Genomic DNA, 26,878 nt, shown 5'->3' on the forward strand with positions numbered 1-26,878 from the left:
CGTACCCTCGCCATATGTCCGAGGTGCATGTGTCCCGCCGCACACGACTGCGAGACCGCTGTGCGGCGAGCACGGCCCACGACGGCCCCGCAGACGCGGTGCTGATCTCCCGTCCCGCCAACGTCCGTTACCTCACGGGCCGCGCAGCTCCCGGCAGCGTGCTGCTGCTGGGACCCGACGGGGCCGACACCCTGGTCTCCCTCCCCGGCGAGGGCCCCGCCCATGGTGCACACCCCGCCGACGATCTGCGCGAGACCGTGCTGCCGGGTGACGCCTCGGCGGACGTGGACGCGGTCGTCGCCGCCGCGACGCTCGCCGAGAAGGGCGGAGGCCGCACCCTCGCCGTCGAGGAGCACCATCTGACCGTCGCCAGGCACCGTGCCCTGGGCACGGCTGCGCCCTCGCTCCGGCTGGCCGACCTCGGGCCGGCCGTTGAGCAGCAGCGCGTGGTCAAGGACGAGGAGGAGATCTCCGCGCTCCGTATCGCCGCCGAGATCACCGACCAGGCACTCGGCGAGCTGCTGGAGTCGATCCTCGTCGGGCGCACGGAACGGCACCTCGCGCTGGAGCTGGAACGGCGGCTGATCGACCATGGGGCGGAGGGCGCGGCCTTTCCCACGTCCGTCGCCACCGGGCACAACTCCGGACTTCCCGGACACCGGCCGACCGACCGGCGTGTGGAAGAAGGTGACTTTCTCACCGTGCGCCTGGGCGCTCGCTACCGCGGATACTGCTGCCAGATCGGCCGTACGTTCGTCATCGGCACGGCGCCCGACGACTGGCAGATCGAGTTGTACGACAACGTCTTCGCCGCTCAGCGGGCTGCCCGGGAGGCGCTAGGACCCGGAACCGAGTGCCGCGAGGTGGACAGGGCCGCGCGCCAGGTGCTCGTCTCCGCGGGGCACGGTGCGGGGCTCGGGGAGTCGACGGGGCACGGTGTGGGACTGGAAATTGGTGAGGACCCTCGGCTGTCACCTGCGGCCATGGGTAAACTGGACGCTTGTGTGCCGGTCACCGTCGAACCGGGGGTCCATCTCCCGGGCCGGGGCGGCGTCCGGATCGACGACACGCTCGTCGTTCGCCCGCAGGCGGACGGCGGACCCGAGCTACTCACCATCACGACCAAGGAACTGCTCGCCCTCTAGCCCCGCACCGGGCCTGGCCCTCCGGGGCGCTCCCGGAGGTGCGGCAGCCGCCTTGGTCTCCGCAGCAGCAGTCTCAGGAGATTCCGCGACCGTGGCATCCACGAACGACCTCAAGAACGGCATGGTGCTCAAGCTCGACGCCGACCAGCTCTGGTCCGTCGTTGAGTTCCAGCACGTCAAGCCCGGCAAGGGCCCCGCTTTCGTCCGCACCAAGCTCAAGAACATCCTGTCGGGCAAGATTGTCGACAAGACGTTCAACGCTGGTACCAAGGTCGAGACGGCCACCGTGGACCGCCGTGACATGCAGTTCTCGTACATGGACGGCGATTACTTCGTGTTCATGGACATGCAGACATTCGACCAGCTCCACATCGACCGCAAGGTCGTCGGCGACGCCGCCAACTACCTCATCGAGGGCTTCGAGGCGACCGTCGCGCAGCACGAGGGCGAGGTGCTCTACGTCGAGCTGCCTGCCGCCGTCGAGCTGGACATCAAGCACACCGAGCCGGGCGTCCAGGGCGACCGCTCCACCGGCGGTTCCAAGCCCGCCGAGCTGCAGACCGGCTACAGCATCCAGGTCCCGCTCTTCATCACCACCGGTGAGAAGATCAAGGTCGACACCCGCTCCGGTGAATACCTCGGCCGGGTGAACAGCTAACCGTGGCTGCCCGCACCAAGGCCCGTAAGCGCGCCTTCCAGATCCTCTTCGAGGCCGACCAGCGCGACGCCGATGTGCAGACCGTGCTGGCGGACTGGCTGCGGCTCGCCCGGACCGACTCCCGCCAGCCCCCCGTCACCGAATACACGATGGCGCTCGTCGAGGGCTACGCGGGCAACGCCCCACGCATCGACGAGCTGCTGTCCACCTACGCGGTGGACTGGACGCTCGACCGAATGCCCGACGTGGACCGAAGCATCCTGCGGCTGGGCGTCTACGAGCTGCTGTGGGTCGACGACGTGCCCGACGCGGTCGTCATCGACGAGGCCATCCAGCTCGCGAAGGAATTCTCGACCGACGAGTCCCCGAACTTCATCAACGGCCTGCTCGGCCGCCTGAAGGAGCTCAAGCCGGGGCTCTTGCGTTGACAGACCCTCGCTGACATCGGTGTGCCCTCTCACATGAGTGAGAGGGCACACCGCTTTCTTGGGCCGGCCACCCGAGCCTTTTCCGCCGGGGCGGTGCCGGGTCGGCTGGTTCCCGCCGGCTCCCGCCGTTTGGCGTGAGTTACGGGCGGTTGGGCACCGCCGGGTTGCGTTGATGGCTTCTCGCTGTTGCGGCGGGGGGCGTTCTTTTTCGCCGCGACGGTGCTTGGTCACGGTGTACGAGTACGGCGGTGCCGAGCCGGCCGTTTCCCGCTGTTTTGGCGTGGGTCACGGATGGCTTGGCACCGCCGGGTTGCGTTGATTCGCTTCTCGCCGTTGCGGCGGGGAGAGGGGGGTGCTCCTCTTTCCGCCGGGTTGCGTTGGTGGGTTTTCGCCGTTGCGGCGGGAAGAAGGGGGTGCCCTTCTTTTCCGCGGCGATGGTGCTTGGCCGCCGTGTACGGGGACGGCGGTGCCGAGCCCGGCCGCTTCCCGTCGTTGCGGCGGGAAGGAGGGGCCGCGGTCGGGAAGGCGGGTGGCGGGTGGGGCTGGGGCCCTTACACGTCCTCGTGGGAGACCGCGCGACGGGCGTCAGCGTCGAGGACGCCCCAGCTGATGAGCTGTTCGGTCAGGACGGAGGGGGACTGGTCGTAGATGACGGCCAGGGTCCGCAGGTCGTCCTGGCGGATGGAGAGGACCTTGCCGTTGTAGTCCCCGCGCTGCGACTGGATCGTCGCCGCGTACCGCTGGAGGGGACCGGCCTTCTCGGCCGGCACGTGGGCCAGGCGCTCCAGGTCGAGGACGAGCTTCGGCGGCGGCTCGGCGGCCCCGCCAGGTGTGGTGCCAGGCAGCAGTTCCTGCACCGGCACCCCGTAGAAGTCCGCCAGCTCGGCGAGACGCTGCACGGTCACGGCCCGGTCGCCGCGCTCGTACGAGCCCACCACGACGGCCTTCCAACGGCCCTGGGACTTCTCCTCGACACCGTGGAGGGAGAGGCCCTGCTGGGTGCGGATGGCGCGGAGCTTGGCTCCGAGCTGTTTGGCGTATTCGCTGGACATAAGGCTCCCCGGACGCTGTATCGCGCTGAATCGCTGAGCGGCTCCGCCGCGTGGGGCTGCGCCGCCTTTCGTAACTCACTGTGAGGTTACGCAGCGTAATGTGCCGCGTCAAGCCGGAGGGGTCCAGACGGAGGTCCGCACCCCGCGCGGGGGCCTGGGCAGGGCCCTGGTAACGTGGGTCGGCGACAGATTGACGTCCTTTAAGGCCCGTCCAGTGAGGCGGGGAAGGAGGTCCGGTTTTTCATGGACGACAGCAACGCAGACCCGCGTCCGGCACGCCCCGTTCTGGAGGCGCCGGACATCGCGCGGGTTCTCACCCGTATCTCCCACGAGATCGTCGAGCGCGCCAAGGGCGCCGACGACGTGGTACTTCTCGGCATTCCCACCCGCGGCGTCTTCCTCGCGCGGAGGCTGGCCGACAAGCTCGAAGAGATCACCGGCGGAGCGATCCCCGTCGGTTCGCTCGACATCACGATGTACCGCGACGATCTCCGTATGGGCCCCGCGCGGACTCTGGCGCGTACCGAGATCCCCGCTGACGGCGTCGACGGACGGCTCGTCGTACTCGTCGACGACGTGCTCTACTCCGGCCGCACGATCCGCGCCGCGCTCGATGCCCTGGGTGACATCGGCCGCCCGCGCGCGGTCCAGCTCGCCGTTCTGGTCGACCGCGGTCACCGGGAGCTTCCGATCCGCGCCGACTACGTCGGCAAGAACCTGCCCACCTCCCAGCGGGAGACCGTCAAGGTCCAGCTCACCGAGGAGGACGGCCGCGACGGCGTACTGCTCGGCACGCATGAGCCCAAGGACACCCCGGGGGACACGCGCGCCCCGCGCGGCACGGCGCCCGCGGGTTAGGCGCGTCCGCGCACATCCCACGGCGGCCGGGACACCCGTACCCGGGCAGCCCCGGCACCCACGCCTGCGCGCGGCTGGTCCCGCGTGCGCGGGCAGCGCCCCGCAGCGCCCATCGCGATGAACCCACATCCCATCCACGGAAGGCATCAGGCAACAGATGAAGCGCCACCTCATCTCGGCCTCCGACCTCACCCGCGACGACGCCGTCCTCGTCCTCGACACAGCCGAGGAGATGGCCAGGTTCGCCGACCGGCCGATCAAGAAGCTGCCGACACTGCGCGGCCGTACCATCGTCAATCTGTTCTTCGAGGACTCCACCCGCACCCGGATCTCGTTCGAGGCCGCGGCCAAGCGCCTGTCGGCCGATGTCATCAACTTCTCGGCGAAGGGCTCCTCCGTCTCCAAGGGCGAGTCCCTCAAGGACACCGCGCTCACCCTGGAGGCCATGGGTGCCGACGCCGTCGTCATCCGGCACGGCGAGTCGGGTGCCCCGCACCGGCTGGCCACCTCGGGCTGGATCGGCGGCTCCGTCATCAACGCGGGTGACGGCACCCACGAGCACCCCACCCAGGCCCTGCTGGACGCCTTCACCATGCGGCGCCGGCTGGTGGGCGAGGAGGGAGCCGACCTCGCGGGCAAGCGCATCACGATCGTCGGGGACATCCTGCACAGCCGCGTCGCCCGCTCCAATGTCCATCTGCTCAGCACGCTCGGCGCCCATGTCACCCTCGTCGCACCGCCCACGCTGGTGCCCTTCGGGGTCGAGAGCTGGCCGTGCGAGGTGTCGTACGACCTGGACGCCGTGCTCGCCAAGTCGGACGCCGTGATGATGCTGCGGGTGCAGCGCGAGCGGATGAACGCGGCCTTCTTCCCCACCGAGCGCGAGTACGCGCGGCGCTACGGGCTCGACGGGGAGCGCATGGCCCGGATGCCCGACCACGCGATCGTGATGCACCCCGGGCCCATGAACCGGGGCATGGAGATCACGGCGCAGGTCGCCGACTCGCCCCGCTGCACCGCCGTCGAACAGGTCGCCAACGGTGTGAGCACCCGCATGGCCGTGATGTACCTGCTGCTCGGCGGCGCCGAACCCGCCGTGACCACCCACCAGGCGCCCGCCGCCACCCCCGAGCGCGGCGCTCAGGTCCGCCCCTCCACCGCCGAGGAGAACAACTGACATGACCCACACCCTTATCCGCGGGGCCAAGCTCCTCGGCGGCGAGCCGCAGGACGTCGTGATCGAGAACGGCACCGTCTCCGCAGTGGGGCGCGGCCTGGAGGCACCCGGCGCCGATGTCATCGAGGCCGGAGGCGCCGTACTGCTGCCCGGGCTCGTCGACCTGCACACCCACCTGCGCGAGCCGGGGCGCGAGGACTCCGAGACGGTCCTCACCGGTACCCGCGCTGCGGCGGCCGGCGGCTTCACCGCCGTACACGCCATGGCCAACACCTTTCCCGTCGCCGACTCGGCCGGCGTGGTCGAGCAGGTGTGGCGGCTGGGCAAGGAGCACGGCTACTGCGACGTACGCCCCGTGGGCGCCGTCACCGTCGGCCTGGAGGGCAGCAAGCTCGCCGAACTGGGCGCCATGCACGACTCGGCGGCCGGGGTGCGGGTCTTCTCCGACGACGGCAAGTGCGTGGACGACGCGGTGATCATGCGGCGTGCGCTGGAGTACGTGAAGGCGTTCGACGGCGTCATCGCACAGCACGCCCAGGAGCCCCGGCTGACCGAGGGCGCCCAGATGAACGAGGGCACCGTCTCCGCCGAACTCGGGCTCCAGGGCTGGCCCGCCGTCGCCGAGGAGTCCGTGATCGCCCGCGACGTGCTCCTCGCCGCGCACGTCGGCTCCCGCGTCCACATCTGCCACCTGTCGACCGCAGGATCCGTCGAGATCGTGCGCTGGGCCAAGTCCAAGGGCTGGAACGTCACCGCCGAGGTCACTCCGCACCATCTGCTGCTCACCGACGAGCTGGTCCGTTCGTACGACCCCGTCTACAAGGTCAACCCGCCCCTGCGTACCGAGGCCGATGTGATGGCCCTGCGCGAGGCGCTGGCCGACGGCACCATCGACTGCGTCGCCACCGACCACGCCCCGCACCCGCACGAGGACAAGGACTGCGAGTGGGGTGCGGCGGCCATGGGGATGATCGGCCTGGAGACCGCGCTCTCCGTGGTGCAGCACACCATGGTCGACACCGGGCTGCTCGACTGGGCGCAGGTCGCCGACCGTATGTCGTACCGCCCGGCTGCCATCGGGCGCCTCGAAGGGCACGGGCGGCCCGTCTCACCCGGCGAGCCCGCCAACCTCGTCCTCGTCGACCCGGCTTACCGTGGAGAAGTGGACCCCGCGGGCTTCGCCTCCCGCAGCGGCAACACCCCCTACGAGGGCCGTGAGCTGCCCGGACGCGTCACCCACACCTGGCTGCGGGGCCGCGCGACGGTCGTGGACGGGAAGCTGGCGTGAGCACAATGAACATCCATCTGGTCGGCCTTGCCGCCGAACAGAAATCGCAGGAAGTCACCGACTGGGCGTCCCGTGCGGGCTGGGTCGTCGGACTGGTCCTCTTCATCGCGCTGCTGTACTGGCTGATGCGCCAGGGCTGGAAGTGGCGCGGCACGCTCCAGGGCGACCTGCCCGAGCTGCCCCAGCGTCCGGCGGAGACCGGCAAGCCGCTGCTCGTGATGACCGGGCGCTATCACGGTTCCACCAGCGAGGGGCAGTGGCTGGACCGGATCGTCGCCCAGGGGCTCGGCACCCGCAGCCGCGCCGAGCTGACCCTGACGAGAGAGGGCCTCGATGTCGTACGCCCCGGTGCGCAGGACTTCTTCGTGCCGGCCGAGCAGCTGCGCGGGGCCCGGCTCGACACCGGGATCGCGGGCAAGGTCCTCACGGAGGGCGGTCTGCTGGTGATCACCTGGGAGCACGGCGACAGGCGGCTCGACTCCGGCTTCCGCTTCGACCACTCGGCGCGGCACGCCGAGTGGGCCGAGAAGATCAACGAAATGAGCGGCGACAACGGCGTCACCGCGACCCAGCACAATCGGGAAGGCGCATGATGACGACCTCCGCCAGGGGAGCCACACACAAGACGATCAACCACGCGTTGCTCGTCCTGGAGGACGGCCGCTCCTTCCGTGGCCGCGCCTACGGGGCGGTGGGGGAGACCTTCGGCGAGGCCGTGTTCTCCACCGGCATGACGGGGTATCAGGAGACGCTGACCGACCCCTCCTACCACCGTCAGGTCGTGGTCATGACGGCCCCGCACGTGGGCAACACCGGAGTCAACGACGAGGACCCCGAGTCCCGGAAGATCTGGGTCTCCGGCTACGTCGTACGCGACCCCGCGCGCGTCCCCTCGAACTGGCGCGCAACCCGTTCCCTCGACGAGGAACTGGCCGACCAGGGCGTCGTCGGCATCTCCGGCATCGACACCCGCGCCCTCACCCGCCACCTGCGGGAACGCGGCGCGATGCGCGTCGGGATCTTCTCCGGTGAGGCCGCAGCCGCCGACGAGGCCGCACTGCTCGAACGCGTGCGCTCGGCGCCGCAGATGAAGGGCACCAGCCTCTACGAGGAGGTCACGGTCCAGCAGGCCCACGTCGTCCCCGCGATCGGCGAGAAGCGCTTCACCGTCGCCGCCATCGACCTGGGCATCAAGGGCATGACCCCGCACCGCCTGGCCGAGCGCGGCATCGAGGTACACGTGCTGCCCGGCACCGCGACGCCCGAGGACGTCTACGCAGTGAACCCGGACGGGGTCTTCTTCTCCAACGGTCCAGGCGACCCGTCCACGGCCGAGCACCCCGTCGCGCTGATGCGGGCCGTCCTGGAGCGGGGCACTCCGCTCTTCGGCATCTGCCTGGGCAACCAGATCCTCGGCCGGGCGCTCGGCTTCGGCACCTTCAAGCTGAAGTACGGCCACCGGGGCATCAACCAGCCCGTGCAGGACCGCGCCACGGGCAAGGTCGAGGTCACGGCGCACAACCACGGCTTCGCCGTCGACGCGCCCCTCGACCGGGCAAGCGACACCCCGTACGGGCGGGCCGAGGTCTCGCACGTGTGCCTGAACGACAACGTCGTGGAAGGGCTGAGGCTGCTCGACAAGCCCGCCTTCAGCGTCCAGTACCACCCCGAAGCCGCGGCAGGACCGCACGACGCCGCCTACCTCTTCGACCGGTTCGTCGCGCTGATGCGCGACGGACACAACCCGCACAGCGTTTCCCCCATGGAGGACCAGCGTGCCTAAGCGCACCGATATCCAGTCCGTCCTGGTCATCGGCTCAGGACCGATCGTCATCGGGCAGGCCGCCGAGTTCGACTACTCAGGTACCCAGGCGTGCCGCGTACTCAAGGCCGAGGGCCTGCGCGTGATCCTGGTCAACTCCAACCCCGCCACGATCATGACGGACCCGGAGATCGCCGACGCCACGTATGTCGAGCCGATCACCCCCGAGTTCGTCGAGAAGATCATCGCCAAGGAGCGTCCCGACACGCTGCTGCCCACCCTCGGCGGCCAGACCGCGCTCAACACCGCGATCTCCCTGCACGGGGACGGAACCCTGGACAAGTACGGCGTCGAACTGATCGGCGCCAATGTCGAGGCCATCAACAAGGGCGAGGACCGCGACCAGTTCAAGGACGTCGTGGAGGCCGTACGCGGCAAGATCGGCCACGGCGCCTCCGCGCGCTCCTTCATCTGCCACTCCATGGACGACGTGCTGCGCGGCGTCGGCGAGCTGGGCGGCTACCCCGTGGTCGTCCGCCCCTCCTTCACCATGGGCGGCGCCGGTTCCGGCTTCGCACACGACGAGGACGAGCTGCGCCGCATCGCGGGCCAGGGCCTCGAACTGTCGCCGACCACCGAGGTGCTCCTGGAGGAGTCCATCCTCGGCTGGAAGGAGTACGAGCTGGAGCTGATGCGCGACAAGAACGACAACGTCGTGGTCGTCTGCTCCATCGAGAACTTCGACCCCATGGGCGTGCACACCGGCGACTCCATCACCGTCGCGCCCGCGATGACGCTGACCGACCGCGAGTACCAGGTGCTGCGTGACATCGGCATCGCCGTCATCCGCGAGGTCGGCGTCGACACCGGTGGCTGCAACATCCAGTTCGCCGTCAACCCCGAGGACGGCCGCGTCGTCGTCATCGAGATGAACCCGCGCGTTTCGAGGTCGTCCGCGCTGGCGTCCAAGGCCACCGGGTTCCCCATCGCGAAGATCGCGGCGAAGCTCGCCGTCGGCTACACGCTCGATGAGATCCCCAACGACATCACCGAGAAGACCCCGGCGTCCTTCGAGCCCACACTCGACTATGTCGTCGTCAAGGCGCCCCGCTTCGCCTTCGAGAAGTTCCCGGCCGCCGACTCGACCCTCACCACCACCATGAAGTCGGTCGGCGAGGCCATGGCCATCGGCCGTAACTTCCCCGAGGCCCTCAACAAGGCGCTGCGCTCGCTGGAGAAGAAGGGCAGCCAGTTCGACTTCGCCACCCCGGTGGCCGAACTCGGCGACAAGGCGCAGCTCCTCACCGACGCCGGGCGGCCGACCGACGGCCGGATCAACACCGTCATGGACGCGATCCGGGCCGGTGCCACGCAGGAGGAGGTCTTCGAAGCGACGAAGATCGACCCCTGGTTCGTCGACCAGCTGTTCCTCATCAAGGAGACCGCCGACGAGCTCGCCGCTGCGCCCGAGCTGAGCCGCGAACTGTTCGCGCACGCCAAGCGCAACGGCTTCTCCGACGCGCAGATCGGCGCCGTACGCTCCCTGCGCGAGGACGTGGTACGCGAGGTCAGGCACGCGCTCGGCGTCCGGCCCGTCTACAAGACCGTCGACACCTGCGCCGCCGAGTTCGCAGCGAAGACCCCGTACTTCTACTCCTCCTACGACGAGGAGACCGAGGTCGCACCCCGCGAGAAGCCCGCGGTGATCATCCTCGGCTCGGGGCCCAACCGCATCGGCCAGGGCATCGAGTTCGACTACTCGTGCGTCCACGCCTCCTTCGCGCTCGGGGCGGCCGGCTACGAGACGATCATGGTCAACTGCAACCCCGAGACGGTCTCCACCGACTACGACACCTCCGACCGGCTCTACTTCGAGCCGCTCACCCTGGAGGACGTCCTGGAGATCGTCCACGCGGAGCGGCAGGCAGGACCCGTCGCCGGCGTCCTCGTCCAGCTCGGCGGGCAGACCCCGCTGGGCCTCGCACAGGCGCTCAAGGACAACGGCGTACCGATCGCCGGCACCTCACCCGAGGCCATCGAACTGGCCGAGGAGCGCGGCGCGTTCGGCCGCGTGCTGACCGAGGCGGGCCTGCCGGCGCCCAAGTACGGCACCGCTTTCTCGTTCGCACAGGCCAAGGGGATCGCCGCCGAGATCAACTACCCGGTGATGGTCCGCCCCTCGTACGTTCTCGGCGGGCGCGGCATGGAGATCGTCTACGACGAGCCCTCGCTGGAGTCCTACCTGGAGCGCCACGCGGGCCTCATCGAGAAGCACCCGGTCCTCATCGACCGCTTCCTCGACGACGCCATCGAGATCGACGTCGACGCGCTCTACGACGGCGAGGAGCTGTACCTCGGCGGCGTGATGGAGCACATCGAGGAGGCCGGTATCCACTCCGGCGACTCCGCCTGCGCGCTGCCTCCGATCACCCTCGGCGGCTACGACATCAAGCGGCTGCGCGCCTCGACCGAGGCCATCGCGCGGGGCGTCGGCGTCCAGGGCCTGATCAACATCCAGTTCGCGATGGCAGGGGACATCCTCTACGTGCTGGAGGCCAACCCCCGTGCCTCCCGTACGGTCCCCTTCACCTCCAAGGCCACGGCCGTCCCGCTCGCAAAGGCTGCGGCCCGTATCTCGCTCGGCGCCACCGTCGCCGAGCTGCGCGCCGAGGGCATGCTCCCGGCCGAGGGCGACGGGGGCGACCTGCCGCTGGACGCGCCGATCTCGGTCAAGGAAGCGGTACTCCCGTGGAACCGCTTCCGGGACGTGCAGGGTCGCGGAGTCGATACCGTGCTCGGCCCGGAGATGCGCTCCACCGGTGAAGTCATGGGCATCGACTCGGTGTTCGGCACCGCGTACGCCAAGTCGCAGGCCGCCGCCTACGGTGCGCTGCCGAGCAAGGGCCGCGCCTTCGTCTCCGTCGCCAACCGGGACAAGCGCTCGCTGATCTTCCCCGCCAGGGAACTGGTCGGCATGGGCTTCGAACTGCTCGCCACCTCCGGCACGGCTGAAGTTCTCAAGCGCAACGGAATCAACGCGACCGTCGTCCGCAAGCAGAGCCAGGGCGAGGGCCCCGCGGGTGAACCGACCATCGTCCAGCTCATCCACGACGGCCAGGTCGACCTCATCGTCAACACCCCGTACGGCACCGGTGGCCGCCTCGACGGCTACGACATCCGCACGGCCGCCGTCGCGCGCTCGGTGCCGTGCCTCACGACCGTGCAGGCGCTGGCCGCGGCGGTGCAGGGCATCGAGGCGCTGCAGCGCGGTGAGGTGTCGGTCCGCTCCCTGCAGGACCACGCCCTGCATCTGACGGCGGCCCGCGAGGGCTGAGGCCGCGTTCCTCCCCCCCCCCAGCGCGCGCACCCGAGCCCCGGGCGCCGGAGAACCCTCTCCGGCGCCCGGGAGTCCGGGGCAGGGCGGCGCGGGGGCACCATCACCCACGGAAAGCCCACACATGTACGGACTCCTCTTCCGGGCCCTCTTCGCGCGCATGGACCCGGAGAAGGCCCACCACCTGGCCTTCTCCTGGATCCGTTGCGCCGCCCGCATCCCCGTCCTGCGCACGTTCGCCGCAGCGGTACTCGCCCCCCGTCACAAGGCACTCCGCGTCGAAGCGCTGGGCCGCCGCATGCACGGCCCCTTCGGCCTGGCGGCCGGCTTCGACAAGAACGCCGAGGGCACCGACGGCCTCGCGATGCTCGGCTTCGACCACGTCGAGATCGGCACGGTCACCGGGCAGCCCCAGCCGGGCAACCCCAAGAAGCGGCTCTTCCGCCTGGTCGAGGACCGCGCGCTGATCAACCGCATGGGCTTCAACAACGAGGGCTCAGCCGCCGTCGCAGCCCGCCTCGCCGCACGCGACGCGGTCTTTCCCACGACCCTCGGAGTCAACATCGGCAAGACCAAGGCGGTCACCGAGGCCGACGCCGTTGGGGACTACGTCACCTCGACCGAGGCACTCGCGCCGCACGCCGACTACCTCGTGGTGAATGTCTCCTCGCCGAACACCCCGGGCCTGCGGAACCTCCAGGCCACCGAGCATCTGCGCCCGCTCCTCACCGCCGTACGCGAGGCGGCCGACCGTACGGTGACCGACCGCCGCGTTCCGCTTCTCGTCAAGATCGCGCCCGATCTGGCGGACGAGGACATCGACGCGGTGGCCGACCTCGCCGTCGAACTGGGCCTCGACGGCATCATCGCCACCAACACCACCATCGCCCGCGAAGGGCTCGGCCTGACCGCTGCCCCGGCGCTCCTCGCAGAGACGGGCGGTCTCTCCGGCGCACCGGTCGGTGACCGTTCCACCGAGGTGCTGCGCCGCCTCTACGCGCGGGCCGGCGACCGGCTCACGCTGATCGGCGTCGGCGGCATCACCACGGCCGAGGACGCCTGGCGGCGCATCCTGGCCGGAGCCACCCTTGTGCAGGGCTACACGGCGTTCCTCTACGAGGGCCCGTTCTGGATGCGCACCGTGCACGCCGGGCTCGCGCGGCGGCTGGAGGCCAGCCCGTACGCCACTCTCGCCGAGGCCGTCGGCGCCGACCACCGGAAGGTGACCGTATGACCGAGCCCGTACCCTTCGGCGCCAGGCTGCGCGCCGCCATGGAGACGCGCGGTCCGCTGTGCGTGGGCATCGACCCGCACGCCTCGCTGCTGCGCGACTGGGGCCTGAGCGACGACGTCGCCGGCCTTGAGCGCTTCACCCGTACGACCGTCGAGGCGCTCGCCGACCGGGTCGCTGTCCTCAAGCCGCAGTCCGCCTTCTTCGAGCGCTTCGGCTCGCGCGGCCTCGCCGTGCTGGAGAAGGCGGTCGCCGAGGCCCGCGAAGCCGGGGCGCTGGTGCTGATGGACGCCAAGCGCGGCGACATCGGCTCGACCATGGGCGCCTACGCGGCCACGTACCTCGACAGGGACAGCCCGCTCTTCTCCGACGCGCTCACCGTCAGCCCGTATCTGGGCTTCGAGGCGCTGCGCCCGGCACTGGACGCGGCCCACGCCGGCGGTGCGGGGCTCTTCGTGCTCGCGCTCACCTCCAACGAGGAGGGGCGGGAGGTGCAGCGTGCCGTACGCGAGGACGGTTCCAGCGTGGCGGCGACCATGCTGCGGCACCTCGCGTCCGAGAACGCGGGCGCGGCTCCGCTCGGCTCCTTCGGCGCGGTCGTCGGCGCGACGCTGGGCGATCTGTCCGACTTCGATCTCGATGTCAACGGTCCGCTCCTCGCCCCCGGCATCGGAGCGCAGGGCGCGACCCCGGCCGATCTCCCCGCGGTCTTCGGTGACGCGGTGCGCAATGTGGTGCCGAGCGTCAGCAGGGGGGTGCTCCGGCACGGCCCCGTTACATCCGGATTGCGTGATTCCGCGGCCCGTTTTGCCGATGAGGTGTGGGCAGCGGTCAACTGACGCAGAAAAATCTGCTCATTATGCCCGGAAATGTCCTGGTCGACAGAGGCTGACCAGGACTTTTCGTCTGTTCTCGCTGACTGTTGGGCCGCAGGCCGCTAGTCTCCGTCGAGAGCACCGCGAACAGGCGCGTTGCTCGTTGCTCCGCAGGTGTAGGGCTACTAGGTTCCTCACCGGTCCGTATCCGACAGTTCGACATCCGAGGTGACGTAGGCGTGGCTCTTCCGCCCCTTACCCCTGAACAGCGCGCAGCCGCGCTCGAAAAGGCCGCCGCGGCTCGCCGGGAGCGCGCCGAGGTCAAGAACCGGCTGAAGCACTCCGGCGCATCCCTCCATGAGGTCATCAAGCAGGGCCAGGAGAACGATGTCATCGGCAAGATGAAGGTCTCCGCGCTCCTGGAGTCCCTGCCCGGCGTCGGCAAGGTCCGCGCCAAGCAGATCATGGAGCGTCTGGGGATCTCCGAGAGCCGCCGCGTGCGTGGCCTCGGCTCCAACCAGATCGCGGCTCTTGAGCGCGAGTTCGGCGGTGCGAACGCCTGAGGTCTCAGGCACTCGCGCGAACCGGGATAATCGCTGCATGAGTTCTGCAGTTCCCCGGGGGGAGACCCCGGCACCCCCGGTCGGCACATCGCGACTGACCGTGCTCTCCGGCCCCTCGGGGGTCGGCAAGAGCACGGTCGTCGCCCATATGCGCAAGGCCCATCCCGAGGTCTGGCTCTCCGTCTCCGCCACCACCCGAAGGCCCCGCCCGGGCGAGCGCCATGGGGTGCAGTACTTCTTCGTGGACGACGAGGAGTTCGACAAGCTCGTCGCCAACGGCGAGTTGCTGGAGTGGGCCGAGTTCGCGGGCAACAGGTACGGCACCCCACGCCAGGCGGTGCTGGAACACCTGGAGCGAGGTGAGCCCGTCCTGCTGGAGATCGATCTCCAGGGGGCACGGCTCGTCAAGCAGTCGATGCCCGAGGCGCAACTCGTCTTCCTCGCCCCTCCCACCTGGGAGGAACTGGTCAGGCGCCTGACCGGGCGGGGAACCGAGGCGCCCGAGATCATCGAACGACGCCTGGAGGCGGCCCGCACGGAGCTGGCCGCCGGCGCCGAGTTCGATGTGACGCTCGTCAACACCTCCGTCGAGGAGGTCAGCGCTGAGCTGCTAGCCTTGATGAGTATCGATTGATCCCGTGACCTTGGTCTTATGCCTCGGTTCCGGCTCAAGATCGTAAATCGATCATTCACACCCACCCTCCGGAAGGCAGAGAGTGTCCTCTTCCATCACCACGCCCGAGGGCATCATCAACCCGCCGATTGATGAGCTTCTTGAGGCCACCGACTCGAAGTACAGCCTCGTGATCTACGCCGCCAAGCGCGCGCGTCAGATCAACGCGTACTACTCCCAGCTCGGTGAGGGCCTTCTTGAGTACGTCGGCCCGCTGGTGGACACGCACGTGCATGAGAAGCCGCTCTCCATCGCGCTCCGCGAGATCAACGCGGGCCTGCTGACGTCCGAGGCCATCGAGGCCCCGCCCATCGGCCAGTAATCGCACATCCGCACCTCCACCAGGGGCCCGGCAGCGCGGCTGCCGGGCCCCTGGTGTGTCATGGAGCCATACGTCCGCGCGTGGGGAGAGACGAGTGACAGAGCAGCAGGGCAGGCCGAAGGTCGTTCTCGGGATCGGCGGGGGCATCGCCGCTTACAAGGCGTGCGAGCTGGTCCGGCGGCTGACCGAGAGCGGGCACGACGTCCGCGCCGTCCCCACCGACTCGGCGCTGCACTTCGTCGGCTCCGCCACCTGGTCGGCGCTGACCGGGCATCCCGTCTCGACCGAGGTGTGGGACTCGGTGCACGAGGTGCCGCATGTGCGCATCGGACAGACGGCCGACCTCGTCGTCGTCGCCCCCGCGACCGCCGATCTGCTCGCCAAGGCAGCACACGGCCTGGCCGACGACCTGCTCACCAACACGCTCCTGACCGCGCGATGTCCCGTCGTCTTCGCGCCCGCCATGCACACCGAGATGTGGGAGCACCCCGCGACCCAGGAGAACGTCGCCACGCTGCGCCGCCGCGGCGCGGTCGTCATCGAGCCCGCCGTCGGACGTCTGACAGGTGTGGACACGGGCAAGGGACGCTTTCCTGACCCCGAAGCGATCTTCGAGGTCTGCCGCCGCGTCCTCGCGCGGGGCGCGGCGCCCGTCACCGCCGACCTCGCGGGCCGCCACGTCGTCGTCAGCGCTGGCGGCACCCGGGAGCCGCTGGACCCCGTGCGCTTCCTCGGGAACCGCTCCTCGGGCAAGCAGGGCTACGCGCTGGCCCGTACGGCTGCCGCGCGGGGGGCCCGCGTCACGCTCCTCGCGGCGAACAGCGCACTGCCCGACCCCGCGGGCGTCGATGTCGTACCGGTGGGCACAGCGCGTGACCTACGGGAGGCCGTCGTGCGAGCTGCGGCGGACGCCGACGCGGTGGTGATGGCGGCGGCCGTCGCCGACTTCCGGCCCGCCTCCTACGCCACCGGAAAGATCAAGAAGAAGGACGGCGCGGAGCCCGAACCCGTCGCGCTCGTGCGTAACCCGGACATCCTCGCCGAAATCGCTACGTCGCGTCCCCGTGAAGGGCAGATCGTCGCGGGGTTCGCAGCCGAGACCGACGACGTGCTCGCACACGGCCGCGCCAAACTCGCCTCCAAGGGGTGTGACCTGCTGGTTGTCAACGAGGTCGGGGAGCGTAAGACCTTCGGTTCGGAGGAGAACGCGGCGGTCGTTCTCGGTGCCGACGGCAGCGAGACCGTCGTTCCGCACGGCCCGAAGGAAGCGCTCGCCGACACGGTCTGGGACCTCGTGGTGGAGCGCCTTCCGGGAAAGTGAACGAGTGGGCCTGAACTGATCGCATGGGGCTGGAACGGCGCACTTGACCTGCGTTCTCGATATCCGACACGCCTGGATATGTCCGTACCTCCGGCCCGTCTGTGGCAGTGCTGGAGTTCAGATTGAGCAGGTCATGGTCGTCTCGGAGTTCGAGAGTCCGTGATTGGATGCCGGTGGAGATGGATAAACTGGCCGCGGACCGTGCTTGGGCGCAGCCCCCGACCGGTCCGCCCCATGCTCAGCCAGCAGCCGCTGCAACCCCAGGGAGCGATGTGTCGCGCCGCTTGTTCACCTCGGAATCTGTGACCGAGGGTCACCCTGACAAGATCGCTGACCAGATCAGCGACACCATCCTCGACGCCCTGCTCAAGGAGGACCCGCATTCCCGGGTCGCCGTCGAGACGCTGATCACCACCGGCCTCGTGCATGTGGCCGGAGAGGTGACGACCAAGGCGTACGCGCCTATTCCGACGCTTGTGCGCAACAAGATTCTCGACATTGGTTACGACTCGTCCAAGAAGGGCTTCGACGGCGCCTCCTGCGGCGTCTCCGAGTCCATCGGGGCCCAGTCGCCCGACATCGCCCAGGGCGTCGACACCGCTTACGAGCGGCGAGTCGAGGGCGACAAGGACGAACTCGACGAGCAGGGCGCGGGCGACCAGGGCCTGATGTTCGGCTACGCCTGCGACGAGACCGCCGAGTACATGCCGCTGCCCATCACGCTGGCACACCGGCTCTCGGAGCGGCTCTCCGCCGTACGCAAGAACGGGACGATCCCGTACCTGCGCCCCGACGGCAAGACGCAGGTCACCATCGAGTACAACGGCGACAAGCCCGTACGCCTGGACACCGTCGTGGTCTCCTCGCAGCACGCAGCCGACATCGACCTCGACTCGCTGCTCGCGCCGGACATCCGCGAGTTCGTCGTGGAGCCCGAGCTGAAGGCTCTCGTCGACGAGGGCATCAAGATCGACACCGAGGGCTACCGACTGCTCGTCAACCCGACGGGCCGCTTCGAGATCGGCGGCCCCATGGGTGACGCCGGGCTCACCGGGCGCAAGATCATCATCGACACCTACGGCGGTATGGCCCGCCACGGTGGCGGCGCCTTCTCCGGCAAGGACCCGTCCAAGGTGGACCGCTCCGCGGCCTACGCGATGCGCTGGGTCGCCAAGAACGTCGTCGCCGCCGGGCTCGCCGGCCGCTGCGAGGTCCAGGTCGCCTACGCGATCGGCAAGGCCGAGCCGGTCGGCCTCTTCGTGGAGACGTTCGGCACGGCGACGGTCGAGGCCGAGAAGATCGAACAGGCCATCGCCGACGTCTTCGACCTCCGCCCGGCCGCGATCATCCGCGACCTGGACCTGCTCCGCCCGATCTACGCTCAGACCGCGGCCTACGGCCACTTCGGCCGCGCTCTCCCGGACTTCACCTGGGAGCGCACGGACCGCGTCGAGGCACTGCGCAAGGCGGTCGGCGTCTAGCCGCTCCGCGCCGTCTCCATCCCGGAGGCCCGACACCCCACGCTGGCGGGGGTCGGGCCTCCGGCATGGGCGGGTGTCGCCGATCCTGGCTCTGGACGCTTTCTGGTGTCCTCGTGCTCCTCGTGCCCTGGCGCCTTTACGTCCTCAGAACGGGGGGTTCTGGGCCGGGTCCACGCTGTTGGGGTCGGAGTCCTCGGCGGCGGGGATGGCCGCCGGGTCGAACCGGAGACGGATGGCCTCGGCTGCCTCCGTCCGGCCGACCGCCCTCGCTCCCTCATGGAGACAGCGCGCGAGGACGCCGGAGTCCGCGTGCTCAGCCGGGACGCCCATGGCTCCCAGCAGCCTCTCGAAGTGGTCCGCCGGGCTGGGAGGAGCGGCCCCGTTCGCGCCAAGGCCCGGCTGGTTCAGGGCTGATCCGCCGTGTCCGTAATGTTCTGTGGGCTCGTCCGGCTCCGGAGGGCGCGGGGGGTGGGGCACGATGTGCGCGAAGCGCTCGGGAACATCGAGATTGTTGGCGGCTGCCGAGAGCTGCGCGAGCACGCCGAGGTCTTCGACGGTCTTGCTGATCTGTTCGTCGTTCTTCGTGAGCCACCACACCACCGCGCTGCCGGTGTCGCTGAGTACGTCCTCGCGCAGGTACTCGCGCCGGTCGCGCTCGTATCTGCGCTCATGCGACCACAGCACCTCGTCCTTGCGAACGGTGGAGAGCTTGCGCAGACGCAGGGCGTCGGCCTCCGAGAGCGAGAGGGTCACGTCCTCCGCCATCGCCAGTACGCGCCCGCCCGAGTCAGGCCGCATGACGGCCAGTTCCCCATCGAGCTGGTGCTGCGCGAGCGAGCCGCGATGCGGCTCCCGCGTCTCCGTGAGGGCGCCGGCTCTCTCCAGCACCGCGTCCACCGCCACACCGGCCGCGCTGAAGGGCGGCCCGTCCCGTGGAGGGTCCAGGGGGCACCAGCGGACGGTGGCGGAGAAGCGGAAGTCGTAGTCCGGCTCCGAGGTGGGCAGCGCCACGTCACGGAGAACGCGTTCCCGGCGCTCCGGAGGCGGGATGGGGACATCGGGTTCATGGGTGAACTCGGGGCCGAGCGGGTCCACGGGCCGCCTCATGAGCCGCCGGGCCAGAAGGGCGGCGGCGGTGAACGCCATGGCCACGGTGCCCCACACCCAGGGCGGCCAGTCGAGGACGAGGCCGACGATGACCAGGACGAGCCCGGTGATGACGGTGAAGAAGGCGGTCACGGTCCCGTGTCCAGAACTCATGGGGACGTCTCCTTGGCGGGATGAAGGGCGAGGGTGGACGTTTCGGTGCCGAGGGCGGACTTGACCCGCTGCCACAGGGCGTCCACGGTCTCCCCGCGGGCGGGGTCGCCCCGGGCCCAGAGGCATGCGACGGCGTAGACACCGCTGAAGGCCGAGGGCTCCCGGACGCAGGCGGCGGCCATGACCTCCACGGCCCCGGAGCGGGCGGTGGGACTGGCTTGCCCCCGGTCCAGCCAGTGACGCAGATGCGTTTCCCACGCCGTACGGGGCAGATCCCGCAGCACCGCTGCCCAGTGGTCGGCGAACTGTGTCCGAAGCGATCTGTCCCTGGCGAGCCGGGCGGGGTCGGCGAGTTCCAGGAAGAGTGTGGCGTCATGCCGTCCTGGGCCCTCAGGGCCGGGGCGTAACCGGTGCAGCAGGGAGCGGTGAAGCAGGTCGTCCGCGTCGGTGATGCGCAACAGCGCCTCGCGGGCGGCGGCCCGTATGCCGGGCTTGCTGTGACGGGTCAGGTGCCGCAGACGCGTCATCGCCTGGTCGGGGAAGCGGCGGGACAGCGCCTCGGAGCAGACGCTGATGACGACATAGGCACGGGACGGCACCAGATCCTGCTCCCGCGACCAGGCGTACAGGGTCCGGCGGAAGACGCTCCCGTATCCGGTGTGGATCACGCCCTCGCCCAGGGCGCGGGCGGCCATGGACTGTTCCGCCTGGGTGGCCGAGTTCCTCGTCCAGTGTTGTGCGAGCGCCGTGACCGTATCCGGTGGGCCGGTGCGCAGGCACTCGCGTACGTAGCGCGTCACGAGGTTCAGCAGATCGCCCGGCGCGAGCGAGGGCAGGTCCGACGCGTGGGTGATCCAGTCCCGTAACGGGTCCCGGAGCTGCGGAAAGTTGTCCCAGAAGTACGTGCGTACCTTGTCGTCGTACTTGCGCCGGTCGAAGCGGACCCGTCCGTCCCGGTGCGGAGCCGCTTCGACGTCTGCGAGACGTGCGGTCAGCGAACGGTGCTGGAGCACGGGGCCTGACATGTCGGGTTGCTCGGCGGCCCGCAACAGCCGGGACGTGGCTTCGTGCAGCGTGTCGGGACGTGCCCCGTGCAGCAGCGCCGTCGTGAGGAGGAGGGCGCGTTGGCGCCCGGTCGGCAGCTTCGCCAGCAGTGAGTCCACCGCATCGGGGCCCGGTTCGAGCTCCGTCAGTGCCGCGCTGAGCCACGCCCCGAAGCCGGGTCCGTGGCACGCCGAGTCCCTGGCGAAGCGGATCCCCTCGCTCAGGTCGGCGACGGCGGCCATGGACGCCTCGCGGAGGAACGCCTCCAGACGGGAGCCGGTCAGTTCCTCGGGCGCCGGTGTGATGCCGTTGAGGCGCAGGTGCTTTCGCAGCACGTCCCTGCTCGGCGGGCGACCGAGCGGCGCGACGAGGTCACGTAGCAGCGGGTTCAGCGAATCCTTCCAGTCCTGGGGGAGTACGACGGCGAGTTGGGCGTGGCGCTCACGCAGGACCGCGAGAAGACCCGGAAGTTCCTCCATGGCCGTTTGGTAACGGTCCTCGCTGCTCGTGGATAGATCGAGCAGGAGCGCGGCCCCGTCCTCGACCTGTTCCGAGGCCAGCGCGTAACTCTCTCCCTGCTCCGCCTGGTCGACGAGTTCCCGGAAGCGTTCGGCGCCCTGGGGCAGTTCGCACAGCAGAACCTTGGCCGCGGTGTGCGCCCCGGTCCTCGGAGCGGCGGTGAGCAGGACCGCGCTCCGTTCCTCCAGAAGCTGTCGTGCCCGCTCGACTCCGGGTGGTGGCTCGAAACGCCTTCTGAGCCTGCGGAGTTCGTCAACGGCCAGCCGCCTGGGATTGCGGCGCGCGGTGTCCGGGGAAACGGAGTCCCGGATGGCGGTGTTGACGTTCACCGTGACCGGGCCGGTGTTCACCGGCCCCTGCGAGCTGTTGATGGTCGTGGTGTCGGTCACCGGTCGTCCTCGGGGGTGGGGGCACCGGTGTTGAAGCGAGGGCTGACGCCGCCCTGGTTGCCGCCCGTGATGAACGTGGTGCCGTCGCCGTTCACCTGAGGCTGGTGGATGTTCTGCTCGCCGCTTCCTGTGTTCACGGGGCCTTCGGACCTGTGGATGACGGTGCCTGTCACACCTCCGGAGACGTCCCTGGCCTGTACGTTCCCGCTTCCGTCACCTGTGAGGGTGTTGCTCGTGCTGCCGGGCGCCTGCGGCGGGTCGGGCGTACCCTTGCCCGCCCGTTGGTCGGTGAGTCCGGGGACCAGATCCGCCACCACGTCGCCGATACGGGCGAGGTCGGAGGACGCCTGCTGGGTGTCGTACCTCAGGGACTGGATGTAGGCCAGCCTCGCCAGCGGCTGCGGAAGCCGGGCCGCGCTGAGGCGTTCCATGCGTCGCCCCACGAGCACGGGGATCACGGGGAGCCCCCAGGACAGCGCCTCCAGGATCTCCTTGCGTACCCAGTCCTCCTCGTTGTCCAGTGCCCTGCTGTTCGCATCGGCGCTGTCCGGCGATTCGAGCCACTGAGGGCCTATGACGGCGAGGAGCGCGCTGCTCTTGCGTACGCCGGCGAGCAGTTCGTCGGGGTAGCACTGCCCGGGCTTGATGGACTCACTGGCGCGGAAGACCAGTTCCTCACCGAAGCGGTGGGCCAGCTCGCGGGCGATGGTGGTCGCGGACTGTTCGCCGTCGCCGGTGCGGTAGTTGATGAAGATCTCGGGCATGGACTCTCCTCTATCGGTGATGGCCGGCCAGCCAGGGGGCCAGGGAGCGGGTGGTCGGTGTGGGGCGGCGGGAGAGGGTGCGGGACAGGCGGCGGAGGTCAGCGGAGAGGGTGGCGGACGCAAGGGTGTCCGTGGCGGGGGCGAGGGCCATGAGGAGGGCGCAGGCGTGGTCGATCTCGCCCGCCGCCGCATGGGCGAGGGCACGGCGCAGCCCGTAACGGGTCTGGGAGCGCAGGGCGTGTGCGGGCAGACGGCCCGTCTCGTGGTCGAGGATCTCGGCGGCCTCGCGCGGCCGGCCGAGGTCGTGCAGGCACCAGCCGGTGATCATGGCCACGGGGTCGGGAAGCGTGGTGGTGCCGATCATGGGGGAGCCGTCGTCCTCGGCGGCGTGGCCGAGGAGTTCGCGTGCGCGGTCCAGGCAGCTCATGCACGCGTCGTAGTCGCCGGCGAGAGCGTGTCCCTGTGCCTCACGCTGGGCCGCGAGGCCGCGGACGCGCGCGGGAGCCGCGAAGCTCTGCGCGTGGGCTGCCAACTCGATGGTCTGCGCGGCTTCATCGCGGTAGAGGGTGACCAGCGCGCGGCGTACGAGGGCATACGCCGCGAGGTCGCGGTCACCACCGGCTTCCGCCAGTTCGACGGCGCGGTCCGTCCACCACAGCGCGCCCCTGTCGTCACCGGTCTCCTGGACCAGCCAACCGACGTATTCGGCGTAGCGGGAGGCGAGGGAGAGCAGGTCGTCGCGGGTGCGAGGGCCCGCACGGAGGGCGATTCGACGCAGGGAGTGCGTCTGCGCGACCAGGGCGGGGAGGATCACGTCACCTCCTGCCGACTGGCCCAGCGTGCGGTAGTGGTCGAAAAGGGAGCGGGCCGTGGCGAGGAGCGAGGCGCACTCCTGCGGCGCCGCTTCACGCGGGGCCGCCCCGAGGGTGAAGGTGACGGCTGTGGCGCCGCCCGCCGCCATGAGCGTTCTGCGGGCCACGGGCTGGAACCAGCTGGGGCCGTCGGAGGACAGGTGCATCAGCCAGACCTCGCCTTCGTCGGGTTCTGCGGGGAGCGCAGGGTCTGTCGGGGTGGGGAGCGCCGGGGCTGCTGGGGCGGGGCGGGTGGGGGCCAGGGACGTGAGGGCGCCGGCTGCGTCGAGGGTGGTGTCGCAGAGGCGGGCCAGTTCGGGGCTGGGGGGCTTGAGGCCGCGTTCGACCTTGCTCAGCTGGCTCTTGCTGTAGTGGACGAGCTGGCCGAGGCGGGTGAGGGAGAGCTGCGCTGCGAGCCGTCGTCTGCGGAGTTCAGGACCGAACCGGGTTGGCTGCTGGGGCACTTCGAACCTCCGTGACTCTCACTCCGGGCAGCAGCCGGTCGCCGGAAGTCAGCGTGGGACAGGCTGCCTGGACCAACAAGGCGGATCGGGGTGTTTCCCGTTTCCCCTTCCGCAGGACACAGGAAAGCGTGCCGCCCGTCGAGAGTGCGTGAGAGCGGAGTGAGTACTCGCTCATTGACGGAGTGAGCACTCACTCCGTAAGATGCGGGGCATGAACGAGACATCTTCTCGGCGCCGTGCGCCTGCCATGGACCCCGACCAGCGTCGGGCAATGATCATCACAGCGGCACTGCCGCTCGTCGTCGAGTACGGCGCCTCGGTGACCACCGCGAAGATCGCGAGGGCGGCCGGAATCGGGGAGGGCACGATCTTCCGGGTCTTCCCCGACAAGGACGCGGTGCTCCAGGCGTGCATGGAGGAGGTGTTGCGGCCCGACGACACCGTTGCGCTCCTGGAGGCCATCTCGGTGGACCAGCCGCTGTCCGGCCGGCTCATAGAGGCGGCCGAGGTGATGCGCGGCCGGATGCACCGGATAGGGGATGTCGCCGGGGCGCTCGCCGCTACGGGCAAGCTCACGCGAGGGGCACCCCCCGGCCCCGACTCCGGTACCGACGCCGACCCCGACGCGGCGGCCCGGCAGCGTGAGGCCAGTCTCGCAGCGCCCAGGGCCGTGCTGGCAGCGCTCTTCGAGCCCGAGCGGGACAGGCTGCGGCTGGCGCCCGAACGGCTCGCCGACGCCTTCCACTTGCTGCTGATGAGCGCCGGACGGATGGGCGCCCCCGACCCGTTGGAGAACGCCGAACTCGTCGACCTGTTCCTGCACGGAGCTGTTGTCGGAGACGCTGAATGAGCGAACGGGCCGAGCCGTACGACGCGCTCACGCGCGGCAGCCGGCGCCTTGTCACGTTAGCGCCTCGCCGGTCTGCCGGCGCTCGGTGCGCTGCTTGTGACGCGGGGCGTCACCGCGCCGACGCCGGCAGGCCGTACGGCGGTGGCCGGCGGGCGCCCCGGGAGCCGGGAGCCGCACGGTGGAGGGCGGGTGAGCGTGGGGAGCGCACGCGCGGCCTGTCGTACCCGTCTGCTAAGACTGGGGCTGTGAGCAGGGACGACGACGAACGGCGGGAGCCGGAGGGGCGGGCTGCCGAGGTGCCCGAGCAGCTCGCGCTGATCCGGGAGACCGTGCGCGAGCACAAGGAGCGGCAGGCTCCCAAGGCCAGGCCCCGGACCTGGCGCGGGGCCGAGCTGGCCGCCACGCTGCCCGTGGCGCGGGTGCTCGTCGACAAGGGCCTGGTCCATCTCGACCGGTACTTCGACTACGCGGTCCCCGCGGCCATGGACGAGGAGGCGCAGCCCGGTGTCCGGGTCAGGGTGCGGTTCGGGGCGGGGGAGCGTGAGGGGCGCCGCGAGGGCGGAAAGCTCATCAACGGGTTCATCGTCGAGCGCCGTGCCGACAGCGACTTCACCGGCAGACTCGCCCCCCTCGCCCAGGTGCTGTCGCCCGAGCCCGTGCTCGGACCTGAACTGCTCCAGCTGTGCCGCGCGGTGGCCGACCGCTACGCGGGCTCGCTCGCCGATGTCGTCCAGCTGGCCGTGCCTCCCAGGATGGCCAGGGCCGAGAAGAAGCCCTCACCCCGCCGGCCCCCGGCGCCCCGGGCCCCGGAGCCCGGCGGCTGGGAGCGGTACGAACAGGGGCCCGCCTTCCTGCAGGCGCTCGCGGGGAAGGACACGCCCCGGGCCGTGTGGACCGCGTTGCCGGGCGCGGGGGACTGGGCCGACGAGCTGGCCAGAGCCCTCGCCGCCACCCTCGCCTCCGGGCGTGGAGCGCTCGCCGTACTGCCCGACGGGCGTGCGGCGGCCCGGGTGGACGCCGCGCTCACCGCGCACGTCGGCGAGGGCCAGCATGTGCTGCTCACAGCGGACTCAGGCCCAGAACAGCGCTACCGCCGCTGGCTCGCCGTCAGCAGAGGCGCCGTGCGCGCCGTGGTCGGCACCCGCGCGGCGATGTTCGCGCCCGTGGCCAAACTGGGCCTCGCCGCCATCTGGGACGACGGCGACTCCAGCCACAGCGACGACCACGCGCCCCAGCCGCACGCACGCGAAGTCCTGCTCCAGCGCGCCGTCACCGAGCGCGCGGCCTTCCTGCTGGGTGCGCACGGCTGCACGGTCGAGGCGGCGCAGCTGGTCGAGTCGGGCTTCGCACACCCGCTGGCTGCCGAGCGCGCCACCGTCCGCACCGTGGCCCCCCTGGTCCGTACGGTCGGGGACCGCGACGAGGAGCGCGACGAGGCGGCACGCAGCGCCCGGCTGCCCACCCTCGCCTGGCGTGCGGCGCGCGACGGCCTGGAGCGCGGGCCGGTACTCGTACAGGTGCCCCGCCGTGGGTACGTGCCACGGCTCGCCTGCGCGCGCTGCCGCGAGCCCGCCCGTTGCGCACACTGCGCCGGCCCCCTGGAAGCCGCAGGTGAGGGCGCCGAGCTGCGCTGTGGCTGGTGCGCGCGCGAGGCGCCCGACTGGCACTGCTCCTTGTGCGGCGGCGCCCGGCTGCGGGGCAGCGTCTTCGGCGCCCGGCGTACGGCGGAGGAACTGGGCCGCGCCTTCCCCACCGTGCCCGTCCGCACCTCAGGTGGCGAGCACGTGCTGGACTCCGTGCCGGGCAGGCCGGCGCTTGTGGTGTCCACACCGGGCGCCGAACCGGTGCCGGAGGGCGGAGAGGGTTACGCGGCGGCGCTGCTCCTGGACGGCTGGGCGCTGCTGGGACGGCCCGATCTGCGCGCGGGCGAAGAGGCGTTGCGCCGCTGGCTGGGCGCTGCCTCGCTGGTGCGCGGACAGGGGGAGGGCGGCAGTGTGGTGATCGTCGCCGAGGAGACGCTGCGCCCGGTGCAGGCGCTGGTCCGCTGGGACCCCGTGGGGCACGCGATGCGGGAGTTGGCCGACCGTGCGGAGCTGGGCTTTCCCCCCGTCTCCAGAATGGCGGCCGTCAGCGGCCCTCCCGAGGCCGTGACGGGGCTGCTGGACGCGGCGGGCGAGGCCGGACTCCCGGAGCACACCGAGGTGTTGGGCCCCGTTCCCCTGCCCGCCACCGAGCGCGGCCGACCACGCAGAACCGGTGCTCCGCCGCCCGGCGAGCAGTGGGAACGGGCACTGGTCCGTGTGCCCCGGGGCAGCGGCGCGGCGTTGGCTGCGGCGCTGAAGACCGCACAGGTACGCAGGCTCACAGGCCGCGAAGGGCCCGTGGCGCACATCCGTATCGATCCGCCGGACATCGGCTGAACGTGCCGCGTGGCAGCGGCACTTGTCTGCGGCGCCCCCACCGCGCCCCCGAGCCGTTCCCCGCTGCCCGTACTGTCTTGCCGCGCGTCGTCGCTTGCCGCTTGCCGCTTGCCGCTCGCCTCTCGTCCCTCGTCGCACGTCGCACGTGCCTTGTGTCGCCGTGCCTTGGGACTCAGGGGGTGGGCCGTCTGTGTGCAGGGCCCCGTCTG

General features: G+C 70.5%; 23 protein-coding genes. 18 read left to right on the forward strand and 5 right to left on the reverse strand.

Annotated elements, in window-relative coordinates; all coding sequences use genetic code 11:
- Window positions 1–14 precede the first annotated feature (14 nt).
- From NMN56_RS10500 to nusB, 3 genes are all read left to right on the forward strand, one after another.
- Window positions 15–1,145 (forward strand): aminopeptidase P family protein, encoded by a 1,131-nt coding sequence (locus NMN56_RS10500; RefSeq protein WP_274038908.1) that lies wholly within the window; start codon window positions 15–17, stop codon window positions 1,143–1,145.
- 91 nt (window positions 1,146–1,236) lie between these two features.
- Window positions 1,237–1,803 carry an elongation factor P gene (gene efp / locus NMN56_RS10505; protein WP_274038909.1) on the forward strand — a complete coding sequence of 189 codons (567 nt, stop codon included), beginning with the start codon at window positions 1,237–1,239 and terminating at the stop codon, window positions 1,801–1,803.
- 2 nt (window positions 1,804–1,805) lie between these two features.
- Window positions 1,806–2,231 (forward strand): transcription antitermination factor NusB, encoded by a 426-nt coding sequence (gene nusB / locus NMN56_RS10510; protein WP_274038910.1) that lies wholly within the window; start codon window positions 1,806–1,808, stop codon window positions 2,229–2,231.
- A gap of 551 nt (window positions 2,232–2,782) precedes the next feature.
- Here the strand turns inward: nusB and bldD are convergent.
- A complete protein-coding gene (gene bldD / locus NMN56_RS10515; protein WP_030875652.1) occupies window positions 2,783–3,283 on the reverse strand; it encodes a transcriptional regulator BldD in 501 nt (166 codons plus the stop codon).
- A gap of 243 nt (window positions 3,284–3,526) precedes the next feature.
- Here bldD and pyrR point away from each other — a divergent pair, with 243 nt between their 5' ends.
- The 13 genes from pyrR to metK all read left to right on the forward strand — a co-directional run bounded on the left by pyrR (window position 3,527) and on the right by metK (window position 18,108).
- Entirely contained in the window at window positions 3,527–4,141 is a 615-nt protein-coding gene (pyrR, locus tag NMN56_RS10520) for a bifunctional pyr operon transcriptional regulator/uracil phosphoribosyltransferase PyrR (protein ID WP_274038911.1), read from the forward strand.
- Between the two features lie 157 nt (window positions 4,142–4,298).
- Entirely contained in the window at window positions 4,299–5,318 is a 1,020-nt protein-coding gene (locus NMN56_RS10525) for an aspartate carbamoyltransferase catalytic subunit (RefSeq protein WP_274038912.1), read from the forward strand.
- A 1-nt stretch (window position 5,319) separates the two neighbouring features.
- A complete protein-coding gene (locus tag NMN56_RS10530; RefSeq protein WP_274038913.1) occupies window positions 5,320–6,606 on the forward strand; it encodes a dihydroorotase in 1,287 nt (428 codons plus the stop codon).
- Between the two features lie 5 nt (window positions 6,607–6,611).
- Complete coding sequence (locus NMN56_RS10535) at window positions 6,612–7,199, forward strand: PH-like domain-containing protein (protein ID WP_274039359.1); 588 nt, start codon at window positions 6,612–6,614, stop codon at window positions 7,197–7,199.
- Window positions 7,199–8,389 (forward strand): glutamine-hydrolyzing carbamoyl-phosphate synthase small subunit, encoded by a 1,191-nt coding sequence (gene carA / locus NMN56_RS10540; RefSeq protein ID WP_274039360.1) that lies wholly within the window; start codon window positions 7,199–7,201, stop codon window positions 8,387–8,389. The genes NMN56_RS10535 and carA overlap by 1 nt, the downstream gene beginning before the upstream one ends.
- Window positions 8,382–11,702 (forward strand): carbamoyl-phosphate synthase large subunit, encoded by a 3,321-nt coding sequence (gene carB, locus NMN56_RS10545; protein WP_274038914.1) that lies wholly within the window; start codon window positions 8,382–8,384, stop codon window positions 11,700–11,702. Before carA ends, carB begins: the two co-directional genes overlap by 8 nt.
- Before the next feature lie 124 nt (window positions 11,703–11,826).
- On the forward strand, window positions 11,827–12,936 hold the full coding sequence (locus NMN56_RS10550; RefSeq protein ID WP_274038915.1) for a quinone-dependent dihydroorotate dehydrogenase: 1,110 nt from the start codon (window positions 11,827–11,829) through the stop codon (window positions 12,934–12,936).
- Window positions 12,933–13,772, forward strand: coding sequence for an orotidine-5'-phosphate decarboxylase (gene pyrF, locus NMN56_RS10555; RefSeq protein ID WP_274038916.1), 840 nt, complete (start codon window positions 12,933–12,935; stop codon window positions 13,770–13,772). The genes NMN56_RS10550 and pyrF overlap by 4 nt, the downstream gene beginning before the upstream one ends.
- Window positions 13,773–13,987: 215 nt before the next feature.
- Window positions 13,988–14,311 (forward strand): integration host factor, encoded by a 324-nt coding sequence (locus NMN56_RS10560; RefSeq protein ID WP_019356158.1) that lies wholly within the window; start codon window positions 13,988–13,990, stop codon window positions 14,309–14,311.
- 37 nt (window positions 14,312–14,348) lie between these two features.
- Window positions 14,349–14,945 (forward strand): guanylate kinase, encoded by a 597-nt coding sequence (gene gmk / locus NMN56_RS10565; RefSeq protein ID WP_274038917.1) that lies wholly within the window; start codon window positions 14,349–14,351, stop codon window positions 14,943–14,945.
- An 82-nt stretch (window positions 14,946–15,027) separates the two neighbouring features.
- On the forward strand, window positions 15,028–15,306 hold the full coding sequence (gene rpoZ, locus NMN56_RS10570; protein WP_274038918.1) for a DNA-directed RNA polymerase subunit omega: 279 nt from the start codon (window positions 15,028–15,030) through the stop codon (window positions 15,304–15,306).
- Between the two features lie 55 nt (window positions 15,307–15,361).
- The gene (gene coaBC, locus NMN56_RS10575) at window positions 15,362–16,627 is read left to right on the forward strand and encodes a bifunctional phosphopantothenoylcysteine decarboxylase/phosphopantothenate--cysteine ligase CoaBC (RefSeq protein ID WP_274038919.1); all 1,266 of its coding nucleotides are present in this window, start codon (window positions 15,362–15,364) and stop codon (window positions 16,625–16,627) included.
- 272 nt (window positions 16,628–16,899) lie between these two features.
- Window positions 16,900–18,108: a methionine adenosyltransferase gene (metK, locus tag NMN56_RS10580; protein ID WP_274038920.1), complete on the forward strand. Its 1,209-nt coding sequence runs from the start codon at window positions 16,900–16,902 to the stop codon at window positions 18,106–18,108.
- 144 nt (window positions 18,109–18,252) lie between these two features.
- Here metK and NMN56_RS10585 read toward each other — a convergent pair whose 3' ends face one another.
- From NMN56_RS10585 to NMN56_RS10600, 4 genes are read right to left on the reverse strand one after another with little or no spacing between them, the layout of a single operon-like run.
- Window positions 18,253–19,368, reverse strand: coding sequence for a hypothetical protein (locus NMN56_RS10585; protein WP_274038921.1), 1,116 nt, complete (start codon window positions 19,366–19,368; stop codon window positions 18,253–18,255).
- On the reverse strand, window positions 19,365–21,320 hold the full coding sequence (locus tag NMN56_RS10590) for a hypothetical protein (RefSeq protein ID WP_274038922.1): 1,956 nt from the start codon (window positions 21,318–21,320) through the stop codon (window positions 19,365–19,367). The genes NMN56_RS10585 and NMN56_RS10590 overlap by 4 nt, the downstream gene beginning before the upstream one ends.
- A complete protein-coding gene (locus tag NMN56_RS10595; protein ID WP_274038923.1) occupies window positions 21,317–22,084 on the reverse strand; it encodes a toll/interleukin-1 receptor domain-containing protein in 768 nt (255 codons plus the stop codon). The genes NMN56_RS10590 and NMN56_RS10595 overlap by 4 nt, the downstream gene beginning before the upstream one ends.
- A 10-nt stretch (window positions 22,085–22,094) precedes the next feature.
- Complete coding sequence (locus NMN56_RS10600) at window positions 22,095–23,399, reverse strand: helix-turn-helix domain-containing protein (RefSeq protein ID WP_274038924.1); 1,305 nt, start codon at window positions 23,397–23,399, stop codon at window positions 22,095–22,097.
- Window positions 23,400–23,610: 211 nt separating this feature from the next.
- On the opposite strand from NMN56_RS10600, the gene NMN56_RS10605 reads away from it, so the two are divergent.
- Both NMN56_RS10605 and NMN56_RS10610 read left to right on the forward strand, forming a co-directional pair.
- On the forward strand, window positions 23,611–24,249 hold the full coding sequence (locus tag NMN56_RS10605) for a TetR/AcrR family transcriptional regulator (RefSeq protein ID WP_274038925.1): 639 nt from the start codon (window positions 23,611–23,613) through the stop codon (window positions 24,247–24,249).
- A gap of 245 nt (window positions 24,250–24,494) precedes the next feature.
- Window positions 24,495–26,669 carry a primosomal protein N' gene (locus NMN56_RS10610; RefSeq protein WP_274038926.1) on the forward strand — a complete coding sequence of 725 codons (2,175 nt, stop codon included), beginning with the start codon at window positions 24,495–24,497 and terminating at the stop codon, window positions 26,667–26,669.
- Window positions 26,670–26,878 lie beyond the last annotated feature (209 nt).

Origin of the sequence: Streptomyces iconiensis, from assembly GCF_028657195.3 — a bacterium.
GTDB classification, from domain to species: Bacteria; Actinomycetota; Actinomycetes; order Streptomycetales; family Streptomycetaceae; genus Streptomyces; species Streptomyces iconiensis.